The sequence below is a fragment of the Lysinibacillus sp. NPDC096382 genome, assembly GCF_044762845.1.
In the GTDB taxonomy this organism is placed as follows: domain Bacteria; phylum Bacillota; class Bacilli; order Bacillales_A; family Planococcaceae; genus Lysinibacillus.
Genome location: NZ_JBIWFC010000003.1, coordinates 52,172 through 70,459, shown reverse-complemented (window position 1 = coordinate 70,459; position 18,288 = coordinate 52,172). Strand labels below are relative to the sequence as shown.

Here is an 18,288-nt window from a genome sequence, read left to right as displayed (position 1 = left end):
AAAATCAAACTTCTTCAAAAGTAACAGTATGCTCTCGTCTCTCGATGATAGCTGTTTCTTCAACGCGCTCCCCTTTCTCAATAACGTGAGGTTGAATAGTATCGTGGATTATTTGTGGTGTTATTAGTGGTGTTTGTAGTATTTCTCGTTTATCTGCTGTTTGGTAAATAGCGCGGCCTTTAATCATAGGTAACGCCTCTGCTCCTTCTGCATCCAGTACAACTCTTGAAGCAACTGCCGACTGTACTCTAAAGCATAGCTTTGAATCTGCATTCTGCTTAACCTGTCGTGGAATAACGTCACCCACTGGATATTGAGTAGCTACGATTAGACGGAATCCAAGTCCTGCACCTAGCCTAGCTATTTGACTCATGATTGTTTGGCATTCTTGCTTTAATAATTTTTCATCTCGTGTAACAGATTCAGAAGCGTTTAATTCTCCTACCTCGTCAATGACAACAAAGTAACGTTCTTTGATTCCTGCCTGCTGTACGTTTTTCTTGCCTAATCGCTTTAATTGACATTGAATATCGCGCATCTTGTCATAGGCCATCTGTAAAGTGTGGAGGGCCTCATGCGGCTCGTATGCAATGGAAACCGTCTGTTTGATATTTTCATAATCACACAGTTCCACTCCTCCTTTTAGATCGATTAAATAAAAGTGAACATGTTCATATTGCGAATCAATCAAACTACAAACCGTAGAATTAATAAAATTACTTTTGCCGTATCGTGTAGCACCGCCAAGGACTAGATGAGGCACCAATTCAAAGTCATGATACTTAAACTCGTTCTTAGCCCTAGTAACGCCTACAGGTACTATCCAACCTTCTCCTGAAACGAACGACACTTCTTTTGCTAATGGCTTATCGTACACTCTAACTATTAATAAACCATCATAGGATAGTTCAATTTCTTTTTGCTCAGTTAGCTTTGTCTTCCACAATTGTTGTATCTGCAGAAGAAGGTCTTTATTTAAATCTAGATGTTTCAAATCGCTGAACGTAATATTTTTCTTTCGATTATTCAATCCATCCTCAAAGACCTTAAGCTTTGCTTCATAGTCGCTGAACGAACGACCAAGTGGAATGCGGTACTTGTATTCCCATCCCCATTCAAACTGTTTCTTCTTAACAAGTTGCGTGGTTAATGTGTCCTTTCCATCTCGGACATTTAATCCGGACAGTGACATGATCCGCTGAATCTTTCCGGAATCATTAGAAGAAAGTCCTTTATGTTTCGAGAATGCTTTTAAAGCAATCCCACCCATTAATCCAGTTGTTAAAATTTCAAACAGCACCCTTTCATCCTTTCTTCATTTTCATTAGCGTCACGGTTCTCTTACGTAGTAAGAGTTGCTTGAATCGAGTATTTCAAAAAGGCCATTAAACCATTGATATAACAACATTTCATATATGCCCGTTCAAATACTTGTGTGGCATTCAATCAGGCACAACATCGGGTATTAAAGTGAGCATAAAAATCACCTAACAATATAACCAACCTTTCGAGGTACAATGTAATTCTTTTTAACAACAGCTTTCCTAACAGTTGAGGATGGCAATCGGTCCACATTTATTTCATGGTCCGATTCTTGGACCCGAAGAAAATCATACATATTCATTTGGCCATGTTGTTCCATATATTCATAATGAGTCATTTATCCATCTCCTTCTTAAAATCCTCATACTCTAAATATTCATCTGTACAACTATTTAATAAGTGTTGATAATGACATTCCGTATGAACATAATTTATAGCTCCACCAGCAAAAGATTTAATAATAAATTCTCCATCATTAATAATTTTCTTATCGCATACATAACAAAGCATTTCTCCTATCTCCCTTCTACCATTCAAGCCAGTTTTCTAAATTAGGTCTTCTACTACTATTAGATTGTGAAAGACTATCACGTTCCTCTAACCAATTGTAGAAAGGTACTGGACGTTCTTTAGATGGAGTTTCTTCTATAGATTGTGATTTATCCGACTTGTTATTTAAACGGCCAATAGCCTTGCTATAAGCCCCTACAAATACGGCTCTTAATGTACTTGTTACTGTAAGAACACCATCTTTAATATCCATAGCAATTTTGAATAGAACATTCTTAGCTTTAATGAAGTCAGGTGCACTTTGAACCTGAGTAGCTAATACAACTTTGTGCAATTCTTCTTTCAAGTTATCTGCTAATGGCAGCGAGTGCATAAAATCAAACAGCATCATTTGATAATCATTCATGTATTCTTTTTTCTCTTCAGCTTGCAAAGCCAATTCATTTTCTAATTCACATAAATTATTATTTTCTTGTTTAGAACTTAAAAGATTAAAAGATTTAGATGCTTGGTTTTCTGATTGTGGACTGCAAACCGCGTCATTACTAGCTTCATCGACTGTCTCTCGTTGGGACACGCTCGATGGGACATAAGGTAAAATGCGATAAATACTAGCCCCTTTGATGCCATTTAATTTAGTGCCAGGTAACTTTTCGATGATGCCTAACTCAACTAATTTTTTCATCGAACGATAAACAGTTTTTGTACTGATCTCCAATGATGTAGCAATAGTTGCAGCCTTTAAGTGGCACACTCCAGGATGCTCTAAACTGTGTGAAGCAAGTTTGAAAACGATAGCTCGTTCTGATTCTGTTAAGTCATAGTAACGTGTTGCTATATGGTCTTCCACACTCTTATCCATATCTGTTACTGAGTTAAATGTTGTGTATTGTGCTAAGTATTCGAATGCCACCGTTATTCACCTCACCTTCTGTTGTTCCTAGTCATAAAAATGAACTTCAACAATTTGAGCCTTTTGCTCACTACCCGTTTCTGTCGTCTTTTTGAAATTGGTTTCATCAACCATTTCAAATCCAATATTCTTTAAAACACTTTGAGCACGTTCTAGATTTTTATAACCTGTGTCCACTACTATTGCTGTACCTTTACTTTTGTTTCCGTTCTTTGTGTTTAAATGGATTACGTAAATATGCATGTTGAAACCCTCCTAAAATACATAAATATAATAATTTAATTATTTATTTATTTGAGTATAAATTATTAAATTTAATAATTCAAGTATTTCATAAAAATTATTTATTAAATTTATGGATTTGTGTATAATGGAATTTAAGAAGAATATAATTAAAGAGGTGAAATCATGGAACTAAAAGTCAAATTAAAAGAAGTGTTAAACGAACGAGGAATGTCACAAGTGGAATTAGCAGAAAAGACAGGACTAACGCGTACAGTAATTAGCGAACTTGCAACTAATCGAAGAACTTCAATTAATCGCGAACACATCACTAAAGTATTACAAGCCCTTGAAATTACAGATATGAATGGAATGTTTGAGATCAAGTAACAGATAACTAAATAATGTTGTCTGTTTTTTAGTATGTACTTTTCAATCATAATTTCCTAAAATGGAAATATAGAGGGAGGATTTTATATATGAACAAAAAATTAATTTTTAGTGCAGCATTAGTATTGAGTTTAGGGTTGGCTGGTTGTGGAGCAGATTCATCAAAGGAAGATAAACCGAAAGAGGAAACAAAAACAACTGCTTCTACTGATAAAACAGCAGATAAAGAAGCCAAAAGCGACGATGTTTATTTCAAAGATAACGAGGCAAAATTAGAGAGTTTAAAAATAAAAATCACTGAAACAAAAGTAATTAAACCAGGAGAAAAAGGGAACGAACACGGGGAAAAACCTGTATTCGCAATCTGGTATGAAGCAACAAATTTAATTGATGATGGTATTGATCCAACGGATGCATGGTTTGTTGTCTTCACAGTAATTCAAGATAACAATCCAAATGCTATCAATAAATTGGAAGTTGGTACATTACCTGATGAGAGATTTAGAGATACACAATTAGAAAAGATTAAAAAAGATGGAACTGTAGAAAATGCTATTGCTTATGAACTTGATGATTTAGAAACACCAGTTACATTAGTAGCGAATCAAGGTCTTGGCGGTAAAGAATTAGGTAAACAAGATTATCAAATTAAACAATAATGAAATTTTAGTCACTCAAACGAGTGGCTTTTTTCATTGCACAAAAAATAGGCACTATGTTAATCAGTGCCTTCGTTTGTATGGCTTAAAAGTAATTTCTCTACCTGTGTTTTAAGAGCCATATTAGCATAAGTAAACACTTGGTCCTCACCAGCGGTGGCAATAATTAAATCACTAAAGTATTCATCTTTCTTTTCCCACTTCACGACTCTAATTTTATCTTTGGCCAACAGCCTTTTAGCGTTGTAACATTCTTGTGAAATGTCGTCTAAAAGCTTATCAAGGATTGGCAAATACACTTTGCTCAATTTAAGGTTTTCAATCACTTTATAATCACGCTGTAACGACTGAACAGCCATATCATAAACCACATATTTGTGCATTAGTCGCCTTTGTTCAAAGCTAATCATACAACCTCTCGCTCCTTGTGGAAGACTGGAACAACTGCCAATACGCTATCAATCATAAATGTACGCTTGGCTTGCCTTGTAAAACAATATGCTTGGAATGTGTCGCCCACAATTTTTATGATTTTGATTCGTCTTTTTGATACTTCGCCCGACTTAGCCAAATACATCATATTAACAAATTGATTGCGTTGCATTGCTTTAATCAGTTGCTCTTTCATCATCTACACTCCTCTAAATAAGAACGTTTGTTTGTAATTATATTAGAACAGATGTTTGTGTTTTGGCAAGAAAAAGTTTTTGGAAATAAAAAAATGCCCAGGCTCAAAATTAATTGAGTACCTGGGATTTATAATTATTCTTGAATTGGCTCAGCATACGATAGAATACCAAGACGCTTCATTTCGAGGATAGCATTATTGGCAATTGCCTGTGTAGCATATGTGCCAGTAATAAATCGCCACTTGTTATCATCCTGAACAACTCGTACATAATCAGATTTAGCAATGTTGTATTTACCTAACGCTTGCTTAGCTGCATTCGCTTGAGCTTGTGTAGTATATGTTCCTGATTGAACTCGATACAACTTCCCATCATTAACGCCTTCCACAGCTTGTTCTTTATCTTTAACGATTAGTTGGACTTTTATTTTGCTATTACTTGGCACAATAACAGTACCTTCTAATTTGTAACCTGAAGGTGCTTTCCAAGTAGTAGGTATTTCAAAATGAGGTGCATCATAGGTACTTGCTGTCCAATACCCTCCCCATGTGATGCCTAACTTTTTAGCAATTGCCCCTACTCTAGAAAGAGTCTTAATATCATATAGATTTTTCGGAGGTGCTACCGCAATATCCCACGCTCTTCGTGATGTATGATTGCTCGTAAGTGTCCAAGTAACAACGGAACCTGGACGTGTTCGACCTTGTCCATATAAATAGTTTTGTCGTTCTTGCGAGCGATATGTTTCTGTAATGAAGATATCGTCAATTCCGGCTTTCACACACTCTTGGAATAAAAGTCTACATGCTAATTGTGCAGCTACAGTTAATTCGCTTAAATCTCGACATGTTTCCGTTACGCTAACCATTACTTTTCACCGTCCTTTTTATTTTCTAATTCTTTATCAACGTTTTTACCAGCTAATTCATTTAGAACTTCATTCGAAAATTTCTCTTCTGATTGATTCTCAATGACTTTTAACTTCTCTGCTAACTGTTGAGGCACTAATACTCCAAGTTGCGCCATGTTCTCTACAATGGACAAAGCCTCATTTGCGATATAAAAAAGTACCGTCGCAAATGTGAGTGTCCCATTTAACGACAATACTTGATCGATTATATTTGCTGTGATTACAACGATTAAAACTAGTAACTTACGGGCATATCCAAATAGTGATTTACGACTCCACAGGTTTCCATTTTTAATGGCTTTAAAAATACCAGTAATAATATCTAGCCCCATTAACAATAACAATAGGTGTAGAAATTTCACTCCACCAAATAAATATAAATGCGCTACTTCTAAATAATCCAAATCCATTCCTCCCATATTGTCACTCCTTATTTCTGCATAATAAAAGCCCTCCACAGATTATTGCGGAAGGCAAATTGTCATTTAGTTGAATTACTTTCTTTAAGCTTACTAGCTATTTTAGCAAAGAGTTCTGATAAGTCTTCACACATTTCAACAGTTAGATTTGTACCGAAATATTCATCACACATTTCATAAAGTGAAAATACCTCTTTTTCTTCAACATAAAGAATGTTAAAAACTCTATTCTCAGCAAGCTTTTCTAACGTTTTCTCACAATCACCAAATAAGTTTTTATCTACATATTCATCAGCATCTTTTACATAGTGTTCCATGCAATTCACTCCTTATTATGAAGCATAAAAAATAACGCTAAGCTTCTGCTTGCGTTTTGTTTGATACTTTATTTTGCTGTTCGTTCATTAAGGTACATAACTTCGAATATTCATCTTGGCTAACCTGTTTATTTAACATAAGTAAACTTAAATTTGTTGCCATCACACCGTAATTACATCCTGGACTAGTGATTAATAACTCAGCAGCACGATAAACAATGTTCATGTTTGTTCCTCCCTATACTCCGATATTTTTCATTGCAATTAATACTTCTGTATTCAATAGCGTTTGTGCTTGCATTTCTTCTAAAGTAGGCTTTGGTTGTACTTCAACTGGTTCTGATGGAAAAATATCATCATCCTTCAATATCTTTTCTTCAACTCTTGCTGATACTGTCTCTCCATCACTTGTGTATTCAGTTATTTTAAAACCATTCTCTTCATATTCGCGTAAGATAGTCACAATATCACCTCTTCTCAATTATTGGTTTAGTTCGTAATATATTAATCTAGGTGCATTATCTGGACTGCCACCATGTTCGATTCTTAAACTAGTAGAGAACGGTATATCAAATATGCCTTCGTAGCCTAACGAAAATGATTTACCATCTATTTTGACATAGAGAGCATAATGATTTGTACCATTTATTAAATATAATAAACGTCCACTACCATATACATTTAAATACAGATTCGCATCCCCACTATATGGCACTATAGTACCTAGTTGATTAGTTAGCGATTGACTAGCATAGTTCGCATCAAGTCCACTTACTTTTAATACTGTTTTTGTACTTCCGTTATTCATTAACCAGTTGAGTTTGGCGTGAGCATTACCACTAGTTGAACTACTTGCTGAAGAAGTAGGAGTCCCTAGATTTGTATTAACTGTTTTCACATTTGTGTCTACTGTAGCGACATTACTTTTAACTGTGGCAACATCAGTTTTAACGCTTGTAACGTTCGTATTTACGTTATCTACATTTGTTTTTATAGCATCTTGCGTTGCCTTAGTAGGTAAATTTATTTCAGGCATTATTTAACCTCCTCATAAACAAAAATAAGACCATCCTTAGCTTGATTGGTCTTAAATCCATATTTATATATTTTTTTGTCTGTTGTATCTAGAAACTTGTGAGGTAGTGCATCATTTTTATGGTCCTCAATCATGTTAAATAAATTACCTGCAGCATCTTCATCAAGAATGCCTCTTATGGTTTCAAACCAAGCGAGGAATAATCCTTGTTCTTTATTCATCCATGCTTCAAAATCAGCCTCTTGACCATCAATCCAAGCTTCTAATGCTGTGGTTACATCAGTCTGCCATTTAGCGAATTCAGTAGCTTTTGTTACACTGTAATTGTTAAACCAAGATTGATATTGATTAAAGATTGAAGTTGTATCGACTTGATAAATCGGATTGTGCATATATCCGCATAAATTATTATTTAAGCGTGTATCTGTAATAGATGCTTGCGTAATTGTTAAGACTCCTTTAGCGATATAAATATCAGCTAGAGCTAACTCGTAAGCATCGGCATCTCGTTTTAATGTTGGTGCAACTGGGGATGCAGATAGTGTTCCTTTTTTGACTTCCACACTCATTTTTCTTTGTAGGAAATCTAATCGTATAACAATACGATCAATTCGATTTAATCCAGTATCTGATGGATCAATACTGAGTGTGTGGTCAGCATCGTTTATTAAATAATATCCATTAATCCATGCTTTACCTGGTCTGATTACTACTTTCATGGCATTCGTAACAGCCATTACTTGTAAACAATCTGAAGGTTTAACGAAAATACCGTTCCCTATGAATGTTGCGAAATACTGAGCGAAATCCTCCGCCTTATATCGTCTATCCCCATTTATAGAGTTCATCATTCCGAATTTAAACATTATTAATTCACCATCCTTTTTATCGCCTGTGGAAGGGTAGGTACAGATTTTCCAACAGTAACAAAGATTGATTTGCCGTCTTCCTTGAAAACTTCGTCCGCCTGCATCACACGACTATTCATTAAGATTCCTAACTCGTCATCTTTAATCGTGACAAGATCACCTAAAAAGAAATCTTCATTATATTTTGTGTTCTCTTTTGTAACGTCTAGCTCGGCTTCAAAGCCAATAAACTCGGTGTATTCGCTTAGTTTTTCTTTACCTTTAGCTAATAATAATTGCTGATACTCTTCAGGAGGAATATCCACTTGTTCACCATTCACATCTTTTTTGTCTGATACTTCTCTTGCATCAATAAAGATTTCACGTCGAGCTAAACCTTTAAATTCAGTTCCTAAACTAGCTAGCTTTCGTTCAGAACCTTCACCAGCTCCAGCTATTAACGCCGTGGTCTTTAAGTCGTTATCCGCGTCCTCATAAGTACGTTGAAGCAAATTAGCTCGACTTTTAGACAATATTATCCGCGGATGAACAGATTGATTTATTGTACGATTAACGCCCTCATAGAAGTCATAGAACAATTCACTGCTATTGAAAATACAACGCGCACCTATCTCATGAGTATCGCATAACTTTTCAATACTTTCGTGCACATTTTTATATGTCATTTGATGTTGGACGTTAACACCAAAATTCTTTGAAGGAGCTAGTTTCACTTGTGCAATTTTTTGATTAGGATCAATTGGATTAATCATCGTATCATTTATTAATTGTCTCATTATCATTTCAGGGGTTGTATCAAAGTCATATTGCCTCCATAAGGAACGCCTGTCCGTCCATCGAAACAACGAAAAGCATTTAACAACAAGCTGTTCAACACCATTACTATCATTAAAATTACGGTAATAGATGTACATTGCCTCATCATCATCTTGTCGATATAGGATATTACCTTTCTTTAGTAGTTCAATATTTTTATGGGTGACGTCAACATGTAACTCTGCTTCAGCAAAAGGTCCGTATTTTTTCCTCCACAGAAGATATGAAAATTTGCCAACGTACCCCAGTCGTTCAAAGTCCTCATTACATACAAATAGCATTTACTACACCCCCACAAATTGAGGTGTAAAGTAAATAGACACCTCTAAATTTGATACAAATTCCGCCGCACCATAACGAATCAAATTGTCACCAACATCTACGCTCAGTTGTAGATCAGAGTCGTGTGATAGGTAGTTGAAATAATTTATATTAGAACCATTTCTTTCAAGGATGACAGACTCATCACCGCGTTTTGTATTGACGGTAACAATATCCCCACCTTTTAAAGTAGCTTCAATCTTAACAATCCTACCTGTGTCCACAACTTCTATTTGTGGATTGACAACACTTCCTATCGCTTTAAATTGGATACGTAAAGGTGAAGCTGTATCACTATCATTAAAGACATTGACTACATTGTTAGGCTCACGATAGCCCATTTCAATACCATCACCATCTGCGTCAATTTCAAGCTCAAATTCAAATGATGGTACCCACATAGCAATTTCATATTTCTGTTCTTCGGTATACCACCATGGATTAGGACACAGAAATGAGATCATAAACTCTGGCCAAATATGTTTACTCACTACAGGTGATTTCTCGACATAACAATTTATAAAGCGAGTGATGTCACCATTTGTGTACTCTAAAGTGAATCGGTGTTTCGGATTAAAAAAACGAATTATCTTTTGTCGATTCATTTCTTTATCCTGTCGTCTAAGCTGACCGCCTACAACGATATTTCTTTCACGTATACTAGAGCCTTTAACGTTTGTGCCATCCTCGTTGTAGTTTTTAACGTTATAAAATTCATTTTCTAAAGAATCTATACCATCTGCTGATTGCAAGAAAAAAGGACTAGTCACTGATATTTCAAGCGACTGTCCTCTATTATTATGGAATATTAATTTTTCATTAAAGCCGAATGATGTACGCACGTCTTCACCTCACTATCGCATTCCAAGCGTCATCTCTTTCCACCCATTTCTACTTAATCTTGATGTCTCATAAGGATCAAGTGGTTTAGGGCTATTCACAGTTAAGTTGTAATTGTTTTCTGTATGATTTGTTGTTGTGGAAGGCGTTGTATTACCTGGAACTGAGTTATTTGATCTATCAGCTACAACGTTGGCTAATCGTCTAGTAGCTCCAGCAACTTTACCAACCATGTCATTGATGCCTAAAATAAGCCCTTCACCAATATTCACACCGTATCCTCTCATAACACGAGATGGACTATGAATATCTAAAGCAGATGTAAATGCACTTGAAACAATATTTGCAAGCATCGTTGCTGCACTTTCTAATTCGCCTTGCTTGGACAGCATACCGTCAATTAATCCACTTACAGCGAACTGCCCGATATTCGGCATTTCATCCATTTCATTTTTGACATTACCTTTAAGTGCAATCATGCTATTACGCCACTCGTTTTGATATATCCTAAGTTGCTCTACAGTCTTTGTTTTTAACTCATTTATCTGTTTTTCAGTATTTTGTTTAAGCCCTGTAAGCTCTGCTTCAGCTTGAGTACGAGCTTTTTCATTTTTCTCCTTCCACAGTGCTACATATTGTTGTAACTGTTCATCTGTAAGAGTGTTTAGTGCTGCGATCTCAGCGCCAGCTTTAGGACCCATCTCGCGTAGTTCGCCAAGCAGACCCTGGTCAATGCCTTTAGCAGCTAGTTCTGTAATATTCTTTTGCCAGTCCTCAAAAGCCGTTATTTGAGATTGTAGAGCATTTATCAATCCACTACCTGTTACATCATCTTTCTTAACTACTTCATCAAACAATCCGGCAAATGAATAATATACATTTCTACGTTTATTGAATTCATCCTTATACTCTTTTGTCAGCTTTTGTTCACCAGCGATATAATCATCGTTAAGTTTCTTGACGTTATCTACATAAGTTTTATTAATCGATTCAGATTCTTTGTTGATTTCATCAGTAACCTTTTTATACATCTTTCGAACTTCGATTTTCTCTTTTGTACCATCTTTAAATAACTTCAGAGATTGTTCTAAGATGTATTCCTCAGTTGCTAAATCAAGTTCATTTGCAGACTTCTTATCATCGATATATTGCTTGACAACTTTTAAACGTTCACTTGCCGATTCTTCCTCTTTTTTAACCATATCGGACCAAGCTTTGGAATTGATTTTTTCAAATTTCTTTTGGTTCTCTTGCTCTAGTTTTAAAATCTTATCATTTGCTGTTTCTTTTAGTTTTACAATGCGATTGTTTTCATCTGCAGTTAGTTTTCGCTTTTTAGCTGCGGCTTTGGATTCAATAGCTTGAATGTCGCTAGCTAATTTCTTTTCAATTTCTGCCTTTTTACTTGCGGATTCTTTTTGAATTTGTGTACGTTCCTTCTCTGCTTGATTAGCAATTTCTGTTACAGCTGATTGGTTGTCCTTTGTTACATCAATTAGAAGTTGACCAAGTTCTTTCATAGTTGATTCATTTAAATCTTTCGTAGAATCAATACCAATTGCTAAACCACGCCCAACATCCTTACCAATAGCAATCATCACCCTAGATGGTGAACGACGTTGAAGGACACCAGATACTTTATCAATTACGATTTGTCCAAGTTCTATTGCTTTTTTGCCTACATCACTAATCTTAGAAGTTATACCATTAAGTAACCCTTGAACAATATCTACACCAATATTAAACATATCAGTAATTTTGCTTTTCACGCCTGTAATTAATTCATTGATTAAGGATTTACCAGCAGATGATAAATCTTCTATAAAACTTAAAATCTTATCAATGAGTCCAGTGATTAGTTTTGCACCTGCACCTATAACATCGCCAAGTAAAGAAATTATTCCAGATATCAGTTTACCTATTAGAGTGCCACCTGCAGATAACAATTGACCAGTAAAACTTAGAATCTTACCTAACAACCCAAGGATTAATTTACCGCCTGCTGCTAAAAGTTGTCCTAAAATCGATAGTACCCCTTTTACTAAAGCAACTATTAATTGCGCACCTGCACTTAGTAATTCCGGTAGTAAATCAATGATGGCTTTCACTAATGCAGTGATCAGTGTAATGCCAGCCTCTAAAAGCTGCGGTAAAACTTGCATAAGTCCTTCTACAAGCGCTTCTACAATTTTTATACCAGCATCGATTAATTGAGGTAGTAAATCAATAAAAGCTTTTACGAGAGCCATAATTAAAGTTAATGCTGCCTCTATAATTGCTGGGATAGCCTTTATTAAACCATCCACTAAAGCTTTGATAATTTGTATTCCGGCCTCTATGATTTTAGGTAAAAGTAAGATTAAAGCACCTACCAATGCGATAATAACAGTTAATGCAGCCTCTATTATTGTTGGTAAAGCTGCAACAATCCCTTCTAAGAGAGTAGAAATAACTGATAAACCAACTTCAATTAATTGAGGTAAAGCATTTGTTATGCCTTCCACAAGAGACATTATTATATTTAGAGCACTTTCGATGATTAGTGGTAAAGCTGTTACAATACCATTCAGCAATGTCTCTACTATTGTTAAACCTGTTTCTATTAATAAAGGTAGAACTGTTGTCAAAGTACTTACTAATGTCTCTATTAATTGAGTCACTACTTCTATGATCATTGGCAATGCTGTAACAATACCGTTTATAAGAGTCGTTAATATTGATATTCCGACCTCCACAAGTTGTGGTATTAAAGTAGACATTGTTGTCGTGAGTATTTCAATCAAATTAGTAATCGTTTTTACAATCAATGGTAAATTTTTCGTGATTCCATCTGCTAATTTCGTGACAATATCAGCTGCCAAAAGTAATAATTGAGGCATTATCATCGCAACTGTATCAATAATGCTAGGTAGCACCTCTACAAAACTAGATATAAGTTTTGATATATTATCTATAATGCCACTTATAGATTTTGAAAAATTATTTGCAACATCGTCAAGAGACATCTCACCCTTGAGCATCGAAAACAAATCTTGTAGCAATGTCGTATAATTAAATATTTTTAATATAACATTAGCTACAAGGCCCCATGGTCCTAACATCATCAGTACTGCTGATACAACTGCCTCCAACGCTATTTTTAATACATCCATTGCACTACTTACATTTAAAATATCAGCAACAAATGATAGCTTTTCTTTTAGGTTTCCAAGTAATCCTGTAACTGAACTTAACGCCCCTGACCAAGTTGACATCATCATACTTGGTACTTCACTCATTTTTGCACCAAATGCTGTAACAGCACCTATAACACTATTGAACACTGACATCGTTTTCGCGCCGAATTCTATAAAGAAATTACTGATAGGCTCCCAGTATTTAAAAATCAACACGGCTCCTGCTACTAATGCTGCTACCGTAAGACCAATTGGACCGGTAAGTGCTGTAAAAACTGTACCTAAAAAGCCTAAATTGGCAGTAAGAAACGCTACTATACCACCTGCTTCTCCAATTGCCAGTGCCACTCCTCCAATTGCAGAAGCGATAGTGCCTATGCTAGAGATTAATGTCCCTATAATAACGATGATCGGCCCAATTGCTGCAGCAATACCAGCTGTAACAACTATCAATTTTTGAGTACCTTCACTTAGCTCAGAGAACTTTTTAATCCAAGGTTCTATTGTTTTTAATAAATCAATAACCATTGGAATTAAAACGCCACCTAAAGTAATACCTATATCTACAATCTGATTTTTCATCATAGCTAATTGAGATGCAGTTGTTTTATACCGTTCAGCAGCTTCGTTATTTAATGCATTGTTCTCTGTCCATCCTTCGTTGGATGTTTTAACAGCATCACCAAATAATTCAGCTGCTCCACCAGCACGTAACAAAGCATCACGTAATTGTATTTCGGTTATGCCCATTTCTTGTAGCATGTTAATAGCTGTAGTTCCTGATGCTTCGGCATTACCTAAACCGTCAACAAATGCCCCGATAGCTCCTACTGCATCCTCCGCAAATGCCTTTTTAAACTCATCAGCCGTCATACCAGAGATTTTTGCGAAGTTCTCTAAATCTGCTTGTGTGGAGATGATGTCGCCTAACTCTTTGCGTGTTAATCCCAAACTTTCTGCAAATGTACCAAATGCTTTCCCGCCACTACCAGCAGCAAGTTGTAATTCTCGCAATGTCAGTCCTGTAGCTTCTGTCACCATTTTAAATTTATCAGTTCCAGAGACGGCCATTTGCATGTTTACCATAACCCTAGAAAAGGCACTACCACCCATTTCAGCTTGAATACCTACGCTTGTCAGAGCTGCAGATAGACCTAAAATATCAGCTTCGCTCATCCCAACTTGTGCACCTGCTCCGGCAAGTCGTAGTGCCATGTCAGTGATTTCGGATTCAGTTGTAGCAAAGTTATTCCCTAAAGCAACAATTGCACTACCGAGTTTATCGAAATCGCCTTGATTCATTTTTGTGATATTTGCAAGTCTCGCTAATGCTGTCGCTGCTTGGTCACTACTCATATTTGTAGCTGTTCCAAGCTTAATCATCGTTTCCGAAAACCCAAGAATATTTTCCTTTTTAATCCCAAGCTGTCCAGCTGCTTCAGCGACAACTGCTATTTCTGTTGCAGCAACAGGCATTTGTTTGGCCATATCACGAATACCTTTTTCAAGTGCTGCAAATTCCTGTTCTGAGGCATCTACAGTTTTTCTTACTCCAGCAAAGGCTGATTCAAAATCAACTGCTGCTTTAAATGCACCAGCTCCTAGTGCAGCTATAGGTGCCGTAACTGTCATCGATAAATTCTTACCAACAGATGTCATGCTACCACCTATAGACTGCATTTTATTGCCTACATCCTGGAGTTGTTGCCCCGCCTGTGTCCATTGAGAAGATTGTACTTGTAGTTGTCTTGTTACTTCTGAAAGCTGTCGTTCTAAGTTGTTGTATTGAGTTTGCGCCTTGTTAACTGCAGTTGCTTGTCTCTCAATTTGCGCTTCTGTTGCTGTACCACTTGCAACAAGTTCGTCATATTTTTTACGTTGCTCTTGTAACTTTAAAGATGCAGCTTCTGTTGATCGTGCTAAAATATCTTTCTTTTTAGCTATACCATCAATAGATTTTTCATAATCAGAACCTTTACTTTTCAGCACTTGAAGTTCGCTACCCATAGATTTTAAATTTCGGTCAACTTGTGCAACAGTACCGTTAAAATTGCTAGCATTGAGGCTAAGACTGACCTCTAACGAACCTATTTCCGCCATTCATTCTCACCGCCTTCTTGGCAAAAATAAAAATCACAGCCAATCAATGTCGTCGGCTGTGACTTCTTCTATTTCTTCATCATCATTTTCGTTGCTTAACTCAAACCAAAAGTGGATGTCCATTTCATCAATTTCATGAAGCTTATATCCCTCTTTTAATAAATTGCGATAGAACTTTTTGATACTTTGATATGGACTTAATCTACTTACTTTCCCTCATCATCTGTGGAAGGCGATGTTTCAAGACCACCAGCGTTAAGCACACCGTTGAATACACGCATGATTTCAGATTGCAATTCTTCTGCTTTAACACCATCGTAAAAATCATCAATTGTAAATTGGTTATCGAATACAGTTACAACGAAACCAACCAATTCATCAAAAGTTTCAACTGAAATTTTATTGCCTTCTTCACTCATCTTCTCATTTAGTTTTAATGCATTTCGGAATATACGAGCCTTTACAAAGTCATTTGTGAACGTTTTGTTATCTCCGTCAATTCGTAATGTAATTTGCATAATTTAATCCATCCTTTTCGTTAATTACTTATTTTTAGTTAAAAGAAAAGAAGCCCTCGAAAGGACTTCTAATTAAGGTGTAGGTACGGTTGGTTCTTTTGGCTTTTTAACAGATGCAAAGAAAGTTTCAGCGGTTGCTGTAACGCCTGTGTCACGCGTATCTACCACGTGTTTAATGTCGCCATTCTTAGGCGGTAGAGCTTCTCCGCTAAATTTATCCGTTTTGTAGCTTGTTTCACCCTTTTTACGAGTGTCAGCTGATTCTTCACCTGGCTTAAACTTAACTTTGTAATACCAAACTAGTTTAGATCCAGATTCATAACCGACTGCTAAATATCGTGAAGAATCATTTGTGTTAACGATTAATCCTCCGTCAGAAGATAATTTATGACCGTACCAATCTGCTTGAACTTCCGTTGGTAAATCGGCTACCTCCCCACTTATTGAAATTGAATCTAATTGTGCCTCTGAATCTGCAACGCGATCACCTGCATCTAAAGATGCTTCTGAATAGTTAGGTGTTTGAGTAAAAGAGATTGGCATATCTAATACTTTAATATCTGCTGCATATGTTTCCGCTGCTTCATCCGTCATCAAAGCGTAATACAAACGCTTTAAACTAATTTTTTTTGTTCTTTCATTTACCGGTGTAATAGCCATTTATCATGACCTCCTAATGTTTAATATTCATCAAAAAAGACGAATCTCAACACTTTGTTAAAGTGAGAATCGCCTTCTTGTTTTGGTGCATCATATTCAAATGTTCTTTCATAGTCTGCTGATTCCATCAACCGTTTGATGTCCTCCACAAGCATGTAGTAATTATCTTCTGACCATACATTGACTTGTATTAATCGTTCTGTTTCATACTCTTGGTCAGATGCTTCAAGTGCTGGTTTTGCATTAATCTCTAAGAACGTAATAAATTGTTCTGGAATATTAGAGCCTGTGGGAACTGTATTAAATATGATTGGAATATTCAAAGACTCTAAAGTTTTAATAACATGATCTACAATATCAATCATAATTTTTTCGCCTTCTTTATTTCTTCAGCCATCTTATCAATTGCTGCTGGTTTACTTTTTTCAAGGCCTCTTGTGAAAAAAGGATTCGGTGCTGTTGCTCCCCACGTTACTAATTGACGCTTACCATTTTTAAGAGCATACTTACTGCCTGCGCTTCGTCCAAACTCAACAATATGACTGTGATATGCTGCACCTGTATGAACCTTCGCTTCTCCATCCTTTGCTCTTTTAGCCTTGATGTTCTTCTTAAGGGTTCCGTCATCTTCTGGTGCCTCTTCAATTACAGCCTCTTTTACTATCTTAGCAGCTGCATTAAGTGCTTTATTTTCCTCAGCTTCTTCTAATGGCAAATTCAATATATTTTGCATCAATGCTTCCATGCCTTGCAGTTCTATACGCACATTACATCACCTCTTTTAAAAAGATTGTGAGCCATTGATTATTGCCATTGTCATTTACAGGTGGTGAGTCCATTTCATACGTTTTATCTGCAATTTTAACGCGCATTTTTTCATTTATATCCTTACGATACCGAATGCCAATAACACATTTCCCTTGCCATTGTGTAGCATCTGAACTAAATAATTTGTAACCTTTTGCCGTCTTTAATTCCGCCCATACTGTTTCATGTTTAGTCCATTCTTTTGATGGCCAACCATTTACAATTTGTCCTGGTGGATTTAAAAACGTAACACGCTTGTTCATTCGACCAGGATTATTATTGTATTGATAGTTCATCCGGGTTCACCCACTTTAATTGCAAAATCATCGACTGTAAGCCATAAGGGATAGGCTGTTGAGCTGTTTTTATTGTGGATGGCGTAATAGTTGTACGATTCTCATAAAAATGCGTAGCGAGCATCATAATAGCTAAACGATGCTGTGCAAATACATCTTTGTCCTCCACAGTTAAATAATAATCACTTGGCTGCTTAACACCTGCGTTCTCCAAATAAGAAATAGATGTCTGCAGAAAAGTAGAAAGGGAACGATCCTCGTCATTCCCATCTATTCGCAAGTATTCTTTAAGTTCATCAAGCAATTGCATTAAGCATCACTCTTTTCATCTGTGGAAGGCTCTTTTTGCGCTTGCTTTGTAGGTGCTTTTTTAGGCTCTTCAACAACTTTTAGGAATGCTACGTTATATTCATCATGAACTTTCGTTAAAGCCTCAGCACGAGCCTTAACTAGCTTTTTACCATCAGCAGGGTAGGTGTCTCCTACCTCATAAATATGGCCGTCATGGTTTTTTTCTTGAAATCGATTAATTACTTTGTACACTCAGTTCACCTTCT

26 protein-coding genes are annotated in these 18,288 nt (G+C 36.2%); 2 read left to right on the top strand and 24 right to left on the bottom strand.

What is annotated here, in order from left to right:
- Positions 1 to 4: 4 nt before the first annotated feature.
- From ACIQZA_RS06635 to ACIQZA_RS06615, 5 genes are all read right to left on the bottom strand, one after another.
- Positions 5 to 1,300, bottom strand: coding sequence for an FtsK/SpoIIIE domain-containing protein (locus tag ACIQZA_RS06635; protein ID WP_402880999.1), 1,296 nt, complete (start codon positions 1,298 to 1,300; stop codon positions 5 to 7).
- Between the two features lie 183 nt (positions 1,301 to 1,483).
- Positions 1,484 to 1,660 carry a hypothetical protein gene (locus ACIQZA_RS06630; RefSeq protein WP_402881002.1) on the bottom strand — a complete coding sequence of 59 codons (177 nt, stop codon included), beginning with the start codon at positions 1,658 to 1,660 and terminating at the stop codon, positions 1,484 to 1,486.
- Complete coding sequence (locus tag ACIQZA_RS06625) at positions 1,657 to 1,833, bottom strand: hypothetical protein (protein WP_402881005.1); 177 nt, start codon at positions 1,831 to 1,833, stop codon at positions 1,657 to 1,659. The genes ACIQZA_RS06630 and ACIQZA_RS06625 overlap by 4 nt, the downstream gene beginning before the upstream one ends.
- Positions 1,834 to 1,849: 16 nt before the next feature.
- Complete coding sequence (locus tag ACIQZA_RS06620) at positions 1,850 to 2,746, bottom strand: helix-turn-helix domain-containing protein (protein ID WP_402881007.1); 897 nt, start codon at positions 2,744 to 2,746, stop codon at positions 1,850 to 1,852.
- Positions 2,747 to 2,773: 27 nt separating this feature from the next.
- On the bottom strand, positions 2,774 to 2,989 hold the full coding sequence (locus ACIQZA_RS06615; RefSeq protein WP_402881009.1) for a hypothetical protein: 216 nt from the start codon (positions 2,987 to 2,989) through the stop codon (positions 2,774 to 2,776).
- A 165-nt stretch (positions 2,990 to 3,154) separates the two neighbouring features.
- Between ACIQZA_RS06615 and ACIQZA_RS06610 the strand changes: the two genes are divergently transcribed.
- Positions 3,155 to 3,358: a helix-turn-helix domain-containing protein gene (locus ACIQZA_RS06610; protein ID WP_402881012.1), complete on the top strand. Its 204-nt coding sequence runs from the start codon at positions 3,155 to 3,157 to the stop codon at positions 3,356 to 3,358.
- Between the two features lie 89 nt (positions 3,359 to 3,447).
- Entirely contained in the window at positions 3,448 to 4,017 is a 570-nt protein-coding gene (locus ACIQZA_RS06605; RefSeq protein ID WP_402881015.1) for a DUF5067 domain-containing protein, read from the top strand.
- A gap of 59 nt (positions 4,018 to 4,076) precedes the next feature.
- Here ACIQZA_RS06605 and ACIQZA_RS06600 read toward each other — a convergent pair whose 3' ends face one another.
- The 19 genes from ACIQZA_RS06600 to ACIQZA_RS06510 all read right to left on the bottom strand — a co-directional run bounded on the left by ACIQZA_RS06600 (position 4,077) and on the right by ACIQZA_RS06510 (position 18,274).
- Positions 4,077 to 4,427: a YhjD family protein gene (locus ACIQZA_RS06600; protein WP_402881017.1), complete on the bottom strand. Its 351-nt coding sequence runs from the start codon at positions 4,425 to 4,427 to the stop codon at positions 4,077 to 4,079.
- Positions 4,424 to 4,645, bottom strand: coding sequence for a transcriptional regulator (locus ACIQZA_RS06595; protein ID WP_402881203.1), 222 nt, complete (start codon positions 4,643 to 4,645; stop codon positions 4,424 to 4,426). Before ACIQZA_RS06595 ends, ACIQZA_RS06600 begins: the two co-directional genes overlap by 4 nt.
- A 134-nt stretch (positions 4,646 to 4,779) precedes the next feature.
- On the bottom strand, positions 4,780 to 5,514 hold the full coding sequence (locus ACIQZA_RS06590) for a M15 family metallopeptidase (protein WP_402881020.1): 735 nt from the start codon (positions 5,512 to 5,514) through the stop codon (positions 4,780 to 4,782).
- Positions 5,514 to 5,966 (bottom strand): phage holin family protein, encoded by a 453-nt coding sequence (locus ACIQZA_RS06585; protein WP_402881205.1) that lies wholly within the window; start codon positions 5,964 to 5,966, stop codon positions 5,514 to 5,516. The genes ACIQZA_RS06590 and ACIQZA_RS06585 overlap by 1 nt, the downstream gene beginning before the upstream one ends.
- 71 nt (positions 5,967 to 6,037) lie before the next feature.
- A complete protein-coding gene (locus tag ACIQZA_RS06580) occupies positions 6,038 to 6,292 on the bottom strand; it encodes a hypothetical protein (protein ID WP_402873079.1) in 255 nt (84 codons plus the stop codon).
- 37 nt (positions 6,293 to 6,329) lie between these two features.
- Positions 6,330 to 6,518, bottom strand: coding sequence for a hypothetical protein (locus ACIQZA_RS06575; protein WP_402881023.1), 189 nt, complete (start codon positions 6,516 to 6,518; stop codon positions 6,330 to 6,332).
- Between the two features lie 12 nt (positions 6,519 to 6,530).
- Complete coding sequence (locus ACIQZA_RS06570) at positions 6,531 to 6,755, bottom strand: hypothetical protein (protein ID WP_402881026.1); 225 nt, start codon at positions 6,753 to 6,755, stop codon at positions 6,531 to 6,533.
- 18 nt (positions 6,756 to 6,773) lie between these two features.
- On the bottom strand, positions 6,774 to 7,328 hold the full coding sequence (locus tag ACIQZA_RS06565; protein WP_402881029.1) for a hypothetical protein: 555 nt from the start codon (positions 7,326 to 7,328) through the stop codon (positions 6,774 to 6,776).
- Complete coding sequence (locus ACIQZA_RS06560) at positions 7,328 to 8,194, bottom strand: hypothetical protein (protein ID WP_402881031.1); 867 nt, start codon at positions 8,192 to 8,194, stop codon at positions 7,328 to 7,330. The genes ACIQZA_RS06565 and ACIQZA_RS06560 overlap by 1 nt, the downstream gene beginning before the upstream one ends.
- A gap of 2 nt (positions 8,195 to 8,196) precedes the next feature.
- Complete coding sequence (locus ACIQZA_RS06555; RefSeq protein WP_402881034.1) at positions 8,197 to 9,294, bottom strand: siphovirus ReqiPepy6 Gp37-like family protein; 1,098 nt, start codon at positions 9,292 to 9,294, stop codon at positions 8,197 to 8,199.
- A gap of 3 nt (positions 9,295 to 9,297) precedes the next feature.
- Positions 9,298 to 10,176 (bottom strand): phage tail domain-containing protein, encoded by an 879-nt coding sequence (locus ACIQZA_RS06550; protein ID WP_402881037.1) that lies wholly within the window; start codon positions 10,174 to 10,176, stop codon positions 9,298 to 9,300.
- A gap of 12 nt (positions 10,177 to 10,188) precedes the next feature.
- Positions 10,189 to 15,450 (bottom strand): phage tail tape measure protein, encoded by a 5,262-nt coding sequence (locus tag ACIQZA_RS06545; protein ID WP_402881039.1) that lies wholly within the window; start codon positions 15,448 to 15,450, stop codon positions 10,189 to 10,191.
- A gap of 206 nt (positions 15,451 to 15,656) precedes the next feature.
- Entirely contained in the window at positions 15,657 to 15,968 is a 312-nt protein-coding gene (gpG, locus tag ACIQZA_RS06540) for a phage tail assembly chaperone G (RefSeq protein ID WP_402881042.1), read from the bottom strand.
- A gap of 72 nt (positions 15,969 to 16,040) precedes the next feature.
- Complete coding sequence (locus ACIQZA_RS06535) at positions 16,041 to 16,628, bottom strand: major tail protein (RefSeq protein WP_402881045.1); 588 nt, start codon at positions 16,626 to 16,628, stop codon at positions 16,041 to 16,043.
- Positions 16,629 to 16,648: 20 nt separating this feature from the next.
- Positions 16,649 to 16,993, bottom strand: coding sequence for a hypothetical protein (locus ACIQZA_RS06530; RefSeq protein WP_402881048.1), 345 nt, complete (start codon positions 16,991 to 16,993; stop codon positions 16,649 to 16,651).
- Positions 16,990 to 17,394 (bottom strand): HK97-gp10 family putative phage morphogenesis protein, encoded by a 405-nt coding sequence (locus ACIQZA_RS06525; protein WP_402881051.1) that lies wholly within the window; start codon positions 17,392 to 17,394, stop codon positions 16,990 to 16,992. Before ACIQZA_RS06525 ends, ACIQZA_RS06530 begins: the two co-directional genes overlap by 4 nt.
- Position 17,395: 1 nt before the next feature.
- On the bottom strand, positions 17,396 to 17,731 hold the full coding sequence (locus tag ACIQZA_RS06520) for a phage head closure protein (RefSeq protein WP_402881054.1): 336 nt from the start codon (positions 17,729 to 17,731) through the stop codon (positions 17,396 to 17,398).
- Complete coding sequence (locus ACIQZA_RS06515) at positions 17,712 to 18,041, bottom strand: head-tail connector protein (RefSeq protein WP_402881057.1); 330 nt, start codon at positions 18,039 to 18,041, stop codon at positions 17,712 to 17,714. The genes ACIQZA_RS06520 and ACIQZA_RS06515 overlap by 20 nt, the downstream gene beginning before the upstream one ends.
- Positions 18,041 to 18,274 (bottom strand): hypothetical protein, encoded by a 234-nt coding sequence (locus tag ACIQZA_RS06510; RefSeq protein ID WP_402881060.1) that lies wholly within the window; start codon positions 18,272 to 18,274, stop codon positions 18,041 to 18,043. The genes ACIQZA_RS06515 and ACIQZA_RS06510 overlap by 1 nt, the downstream gene beginning before the upstream one ends.
- Positions 18,275 to 18,288 lie beyond the last annotated feature (14 nt).

Excerpts from the sequence above, each read along its gene's own strand:
- ACIQZA_RS06575 (WP_402881023.1), bottom strand. The coding sequence starts at position 6,518 with ATGAACATTGTTTATCGTGCTGCTGAGTTATTAATCACTAGTCCAGGA.
- ACIQZA_RS06515 (WP_402881057.1), bottom strand. The coding sequence starts at position 18,041 with ATGCAATTGCTTGATGAACTTAAAGAATACTTGCGAATAGATGGGAAT.
- ACIQZA_RS06610 (WP_402881012.1), top strand. The coding sequence starts at position 3,155 with ATGGAACTAAAAGTCAAATTAAAAGAAGTGTTAAACGAACGAGGAATG.
- ACIQZA_RS06585 (WP_402881205.1), bottom strand. The coding sequence starts at position 5,966 with ATGGATTTGGATTATTTAGAAGTAGCGCATTTATATTTATTTGGTGGA.
- ACIQZA_RS06555 (WP_402881034.1), bottom strand. The coding sequence starts at position 9,294 with ATGCTATTTGTATGTAATGAGGACTTTGAACGACTGGGGTACGTTGGC.
- ACIQZA_RS06615 (WP_402881009.1), bottom strand. The coding sequence starts at position 2,989 with ATGCATATTTACGTAATCCATTTAAACACAAAGAACGGAAACAAAAGT.
- ACIQZA_RS06580 (WP_402873079.1), bottom strand. The coding sequence starts at position 6,292 with ATGGAACACTATGTAAAAGATGCTGATGAATATGTAGATAAAAACTTA.
- ACIQZA_RS06520 (WP_402881054.1), bottom strand. The coding sequence starts at position 17,731 with ATGAACTATCAATACAATAATAATCCTGGTCGAATGAACAAGCGTGTT.
- ACIQZA_RS06560 (WP_402881031.1), bottom strand. The coding sequence starts at position 8,194 with ATGTTTAAATTCGGAATGATGAACTCTATAAATGGGGATAGACGATAT.
- ACIQZA_RS06545 (WP_402881039.1), bottom strand. The coding sequence starts at position 15,450 with ATGGCGGAAATAGGTTCGTTAGAGGTCAGTCTTAGCCTCAATGCTAGC.
- ACIQZA_RS06530 (WP_402881048.1), bottom strand. The coding sequence starts at position 16,993 with ATGATTGATATTGTAGATCATGTTATTAAAACTTTAGAGTCTTTGAAT.
- ACIQZA_RS06600 (WP_402881017.1), bottom strand. The coding sequence starts at position 4,427 with ATGATTAGCTTTGAACAAAGGCGACTAATGCACAAATATGTGGTTTAT.
- ACIQZA_RS06565 (WP_402881029.1), bottom strand. The coding sequence starts at position 7,328 with ATGCCTGAAATAAATTTACCTACTAAGGCAACGCAAGATGCTATAAAA.
- ACIQZA_RS06535 (WP_402881045.1), bottom strand. The coding sequence starts at position 16,628 with ATGGCTATTACACCGGTAAATGAAAGAACAAAAAAAATTAGTTTAAAG.
- ACIQZA_RS06630 (WP_402881002.1), bottom strand. The coding sequence starts at position 1,660 with ATGACTCATTATGAATATATGGAACAACATGGCCAAATGAATATGTAT.
- ACIQZA_RS06625 (WP_402881005.1), bottom strand. The coding sequence starts at position 1,833 with ATGCTTTGTTATGTATGCGATAAGAAAATTATTAATGATGGAGAATTT.
- gpG (WP_402881042.1), bottom strand. The coding sequence starts at position 15,968 with ATGCAAATTACATTACGAATTGACGGAGATAACAAAACGTTCACAAAT.
- ACIQZA_RS06590 (WP_402881020.1), bottom strand. The coding sequence starts at position 5,514 with ATGGTTAGCGTAACGGAAACATGTCGAGATTTAAGCGAATTAACTGTA.
- ACIQZA_RS06605 (WP_402881015.1), top strand. The coding sequence starts at position 3,448 with ATGAACAAAAAATTAATTTTTAGTGCAGCATTAGTATTGAGTTTAGGG.
- ACIQZA_RS06595 (WP_402881203.1), bottom strand. The coding sequence starts at position 4,645 with ATGAAAGAGCAACTGATTAAAGCAATGCAACGCAATCAATTTGTTAAT.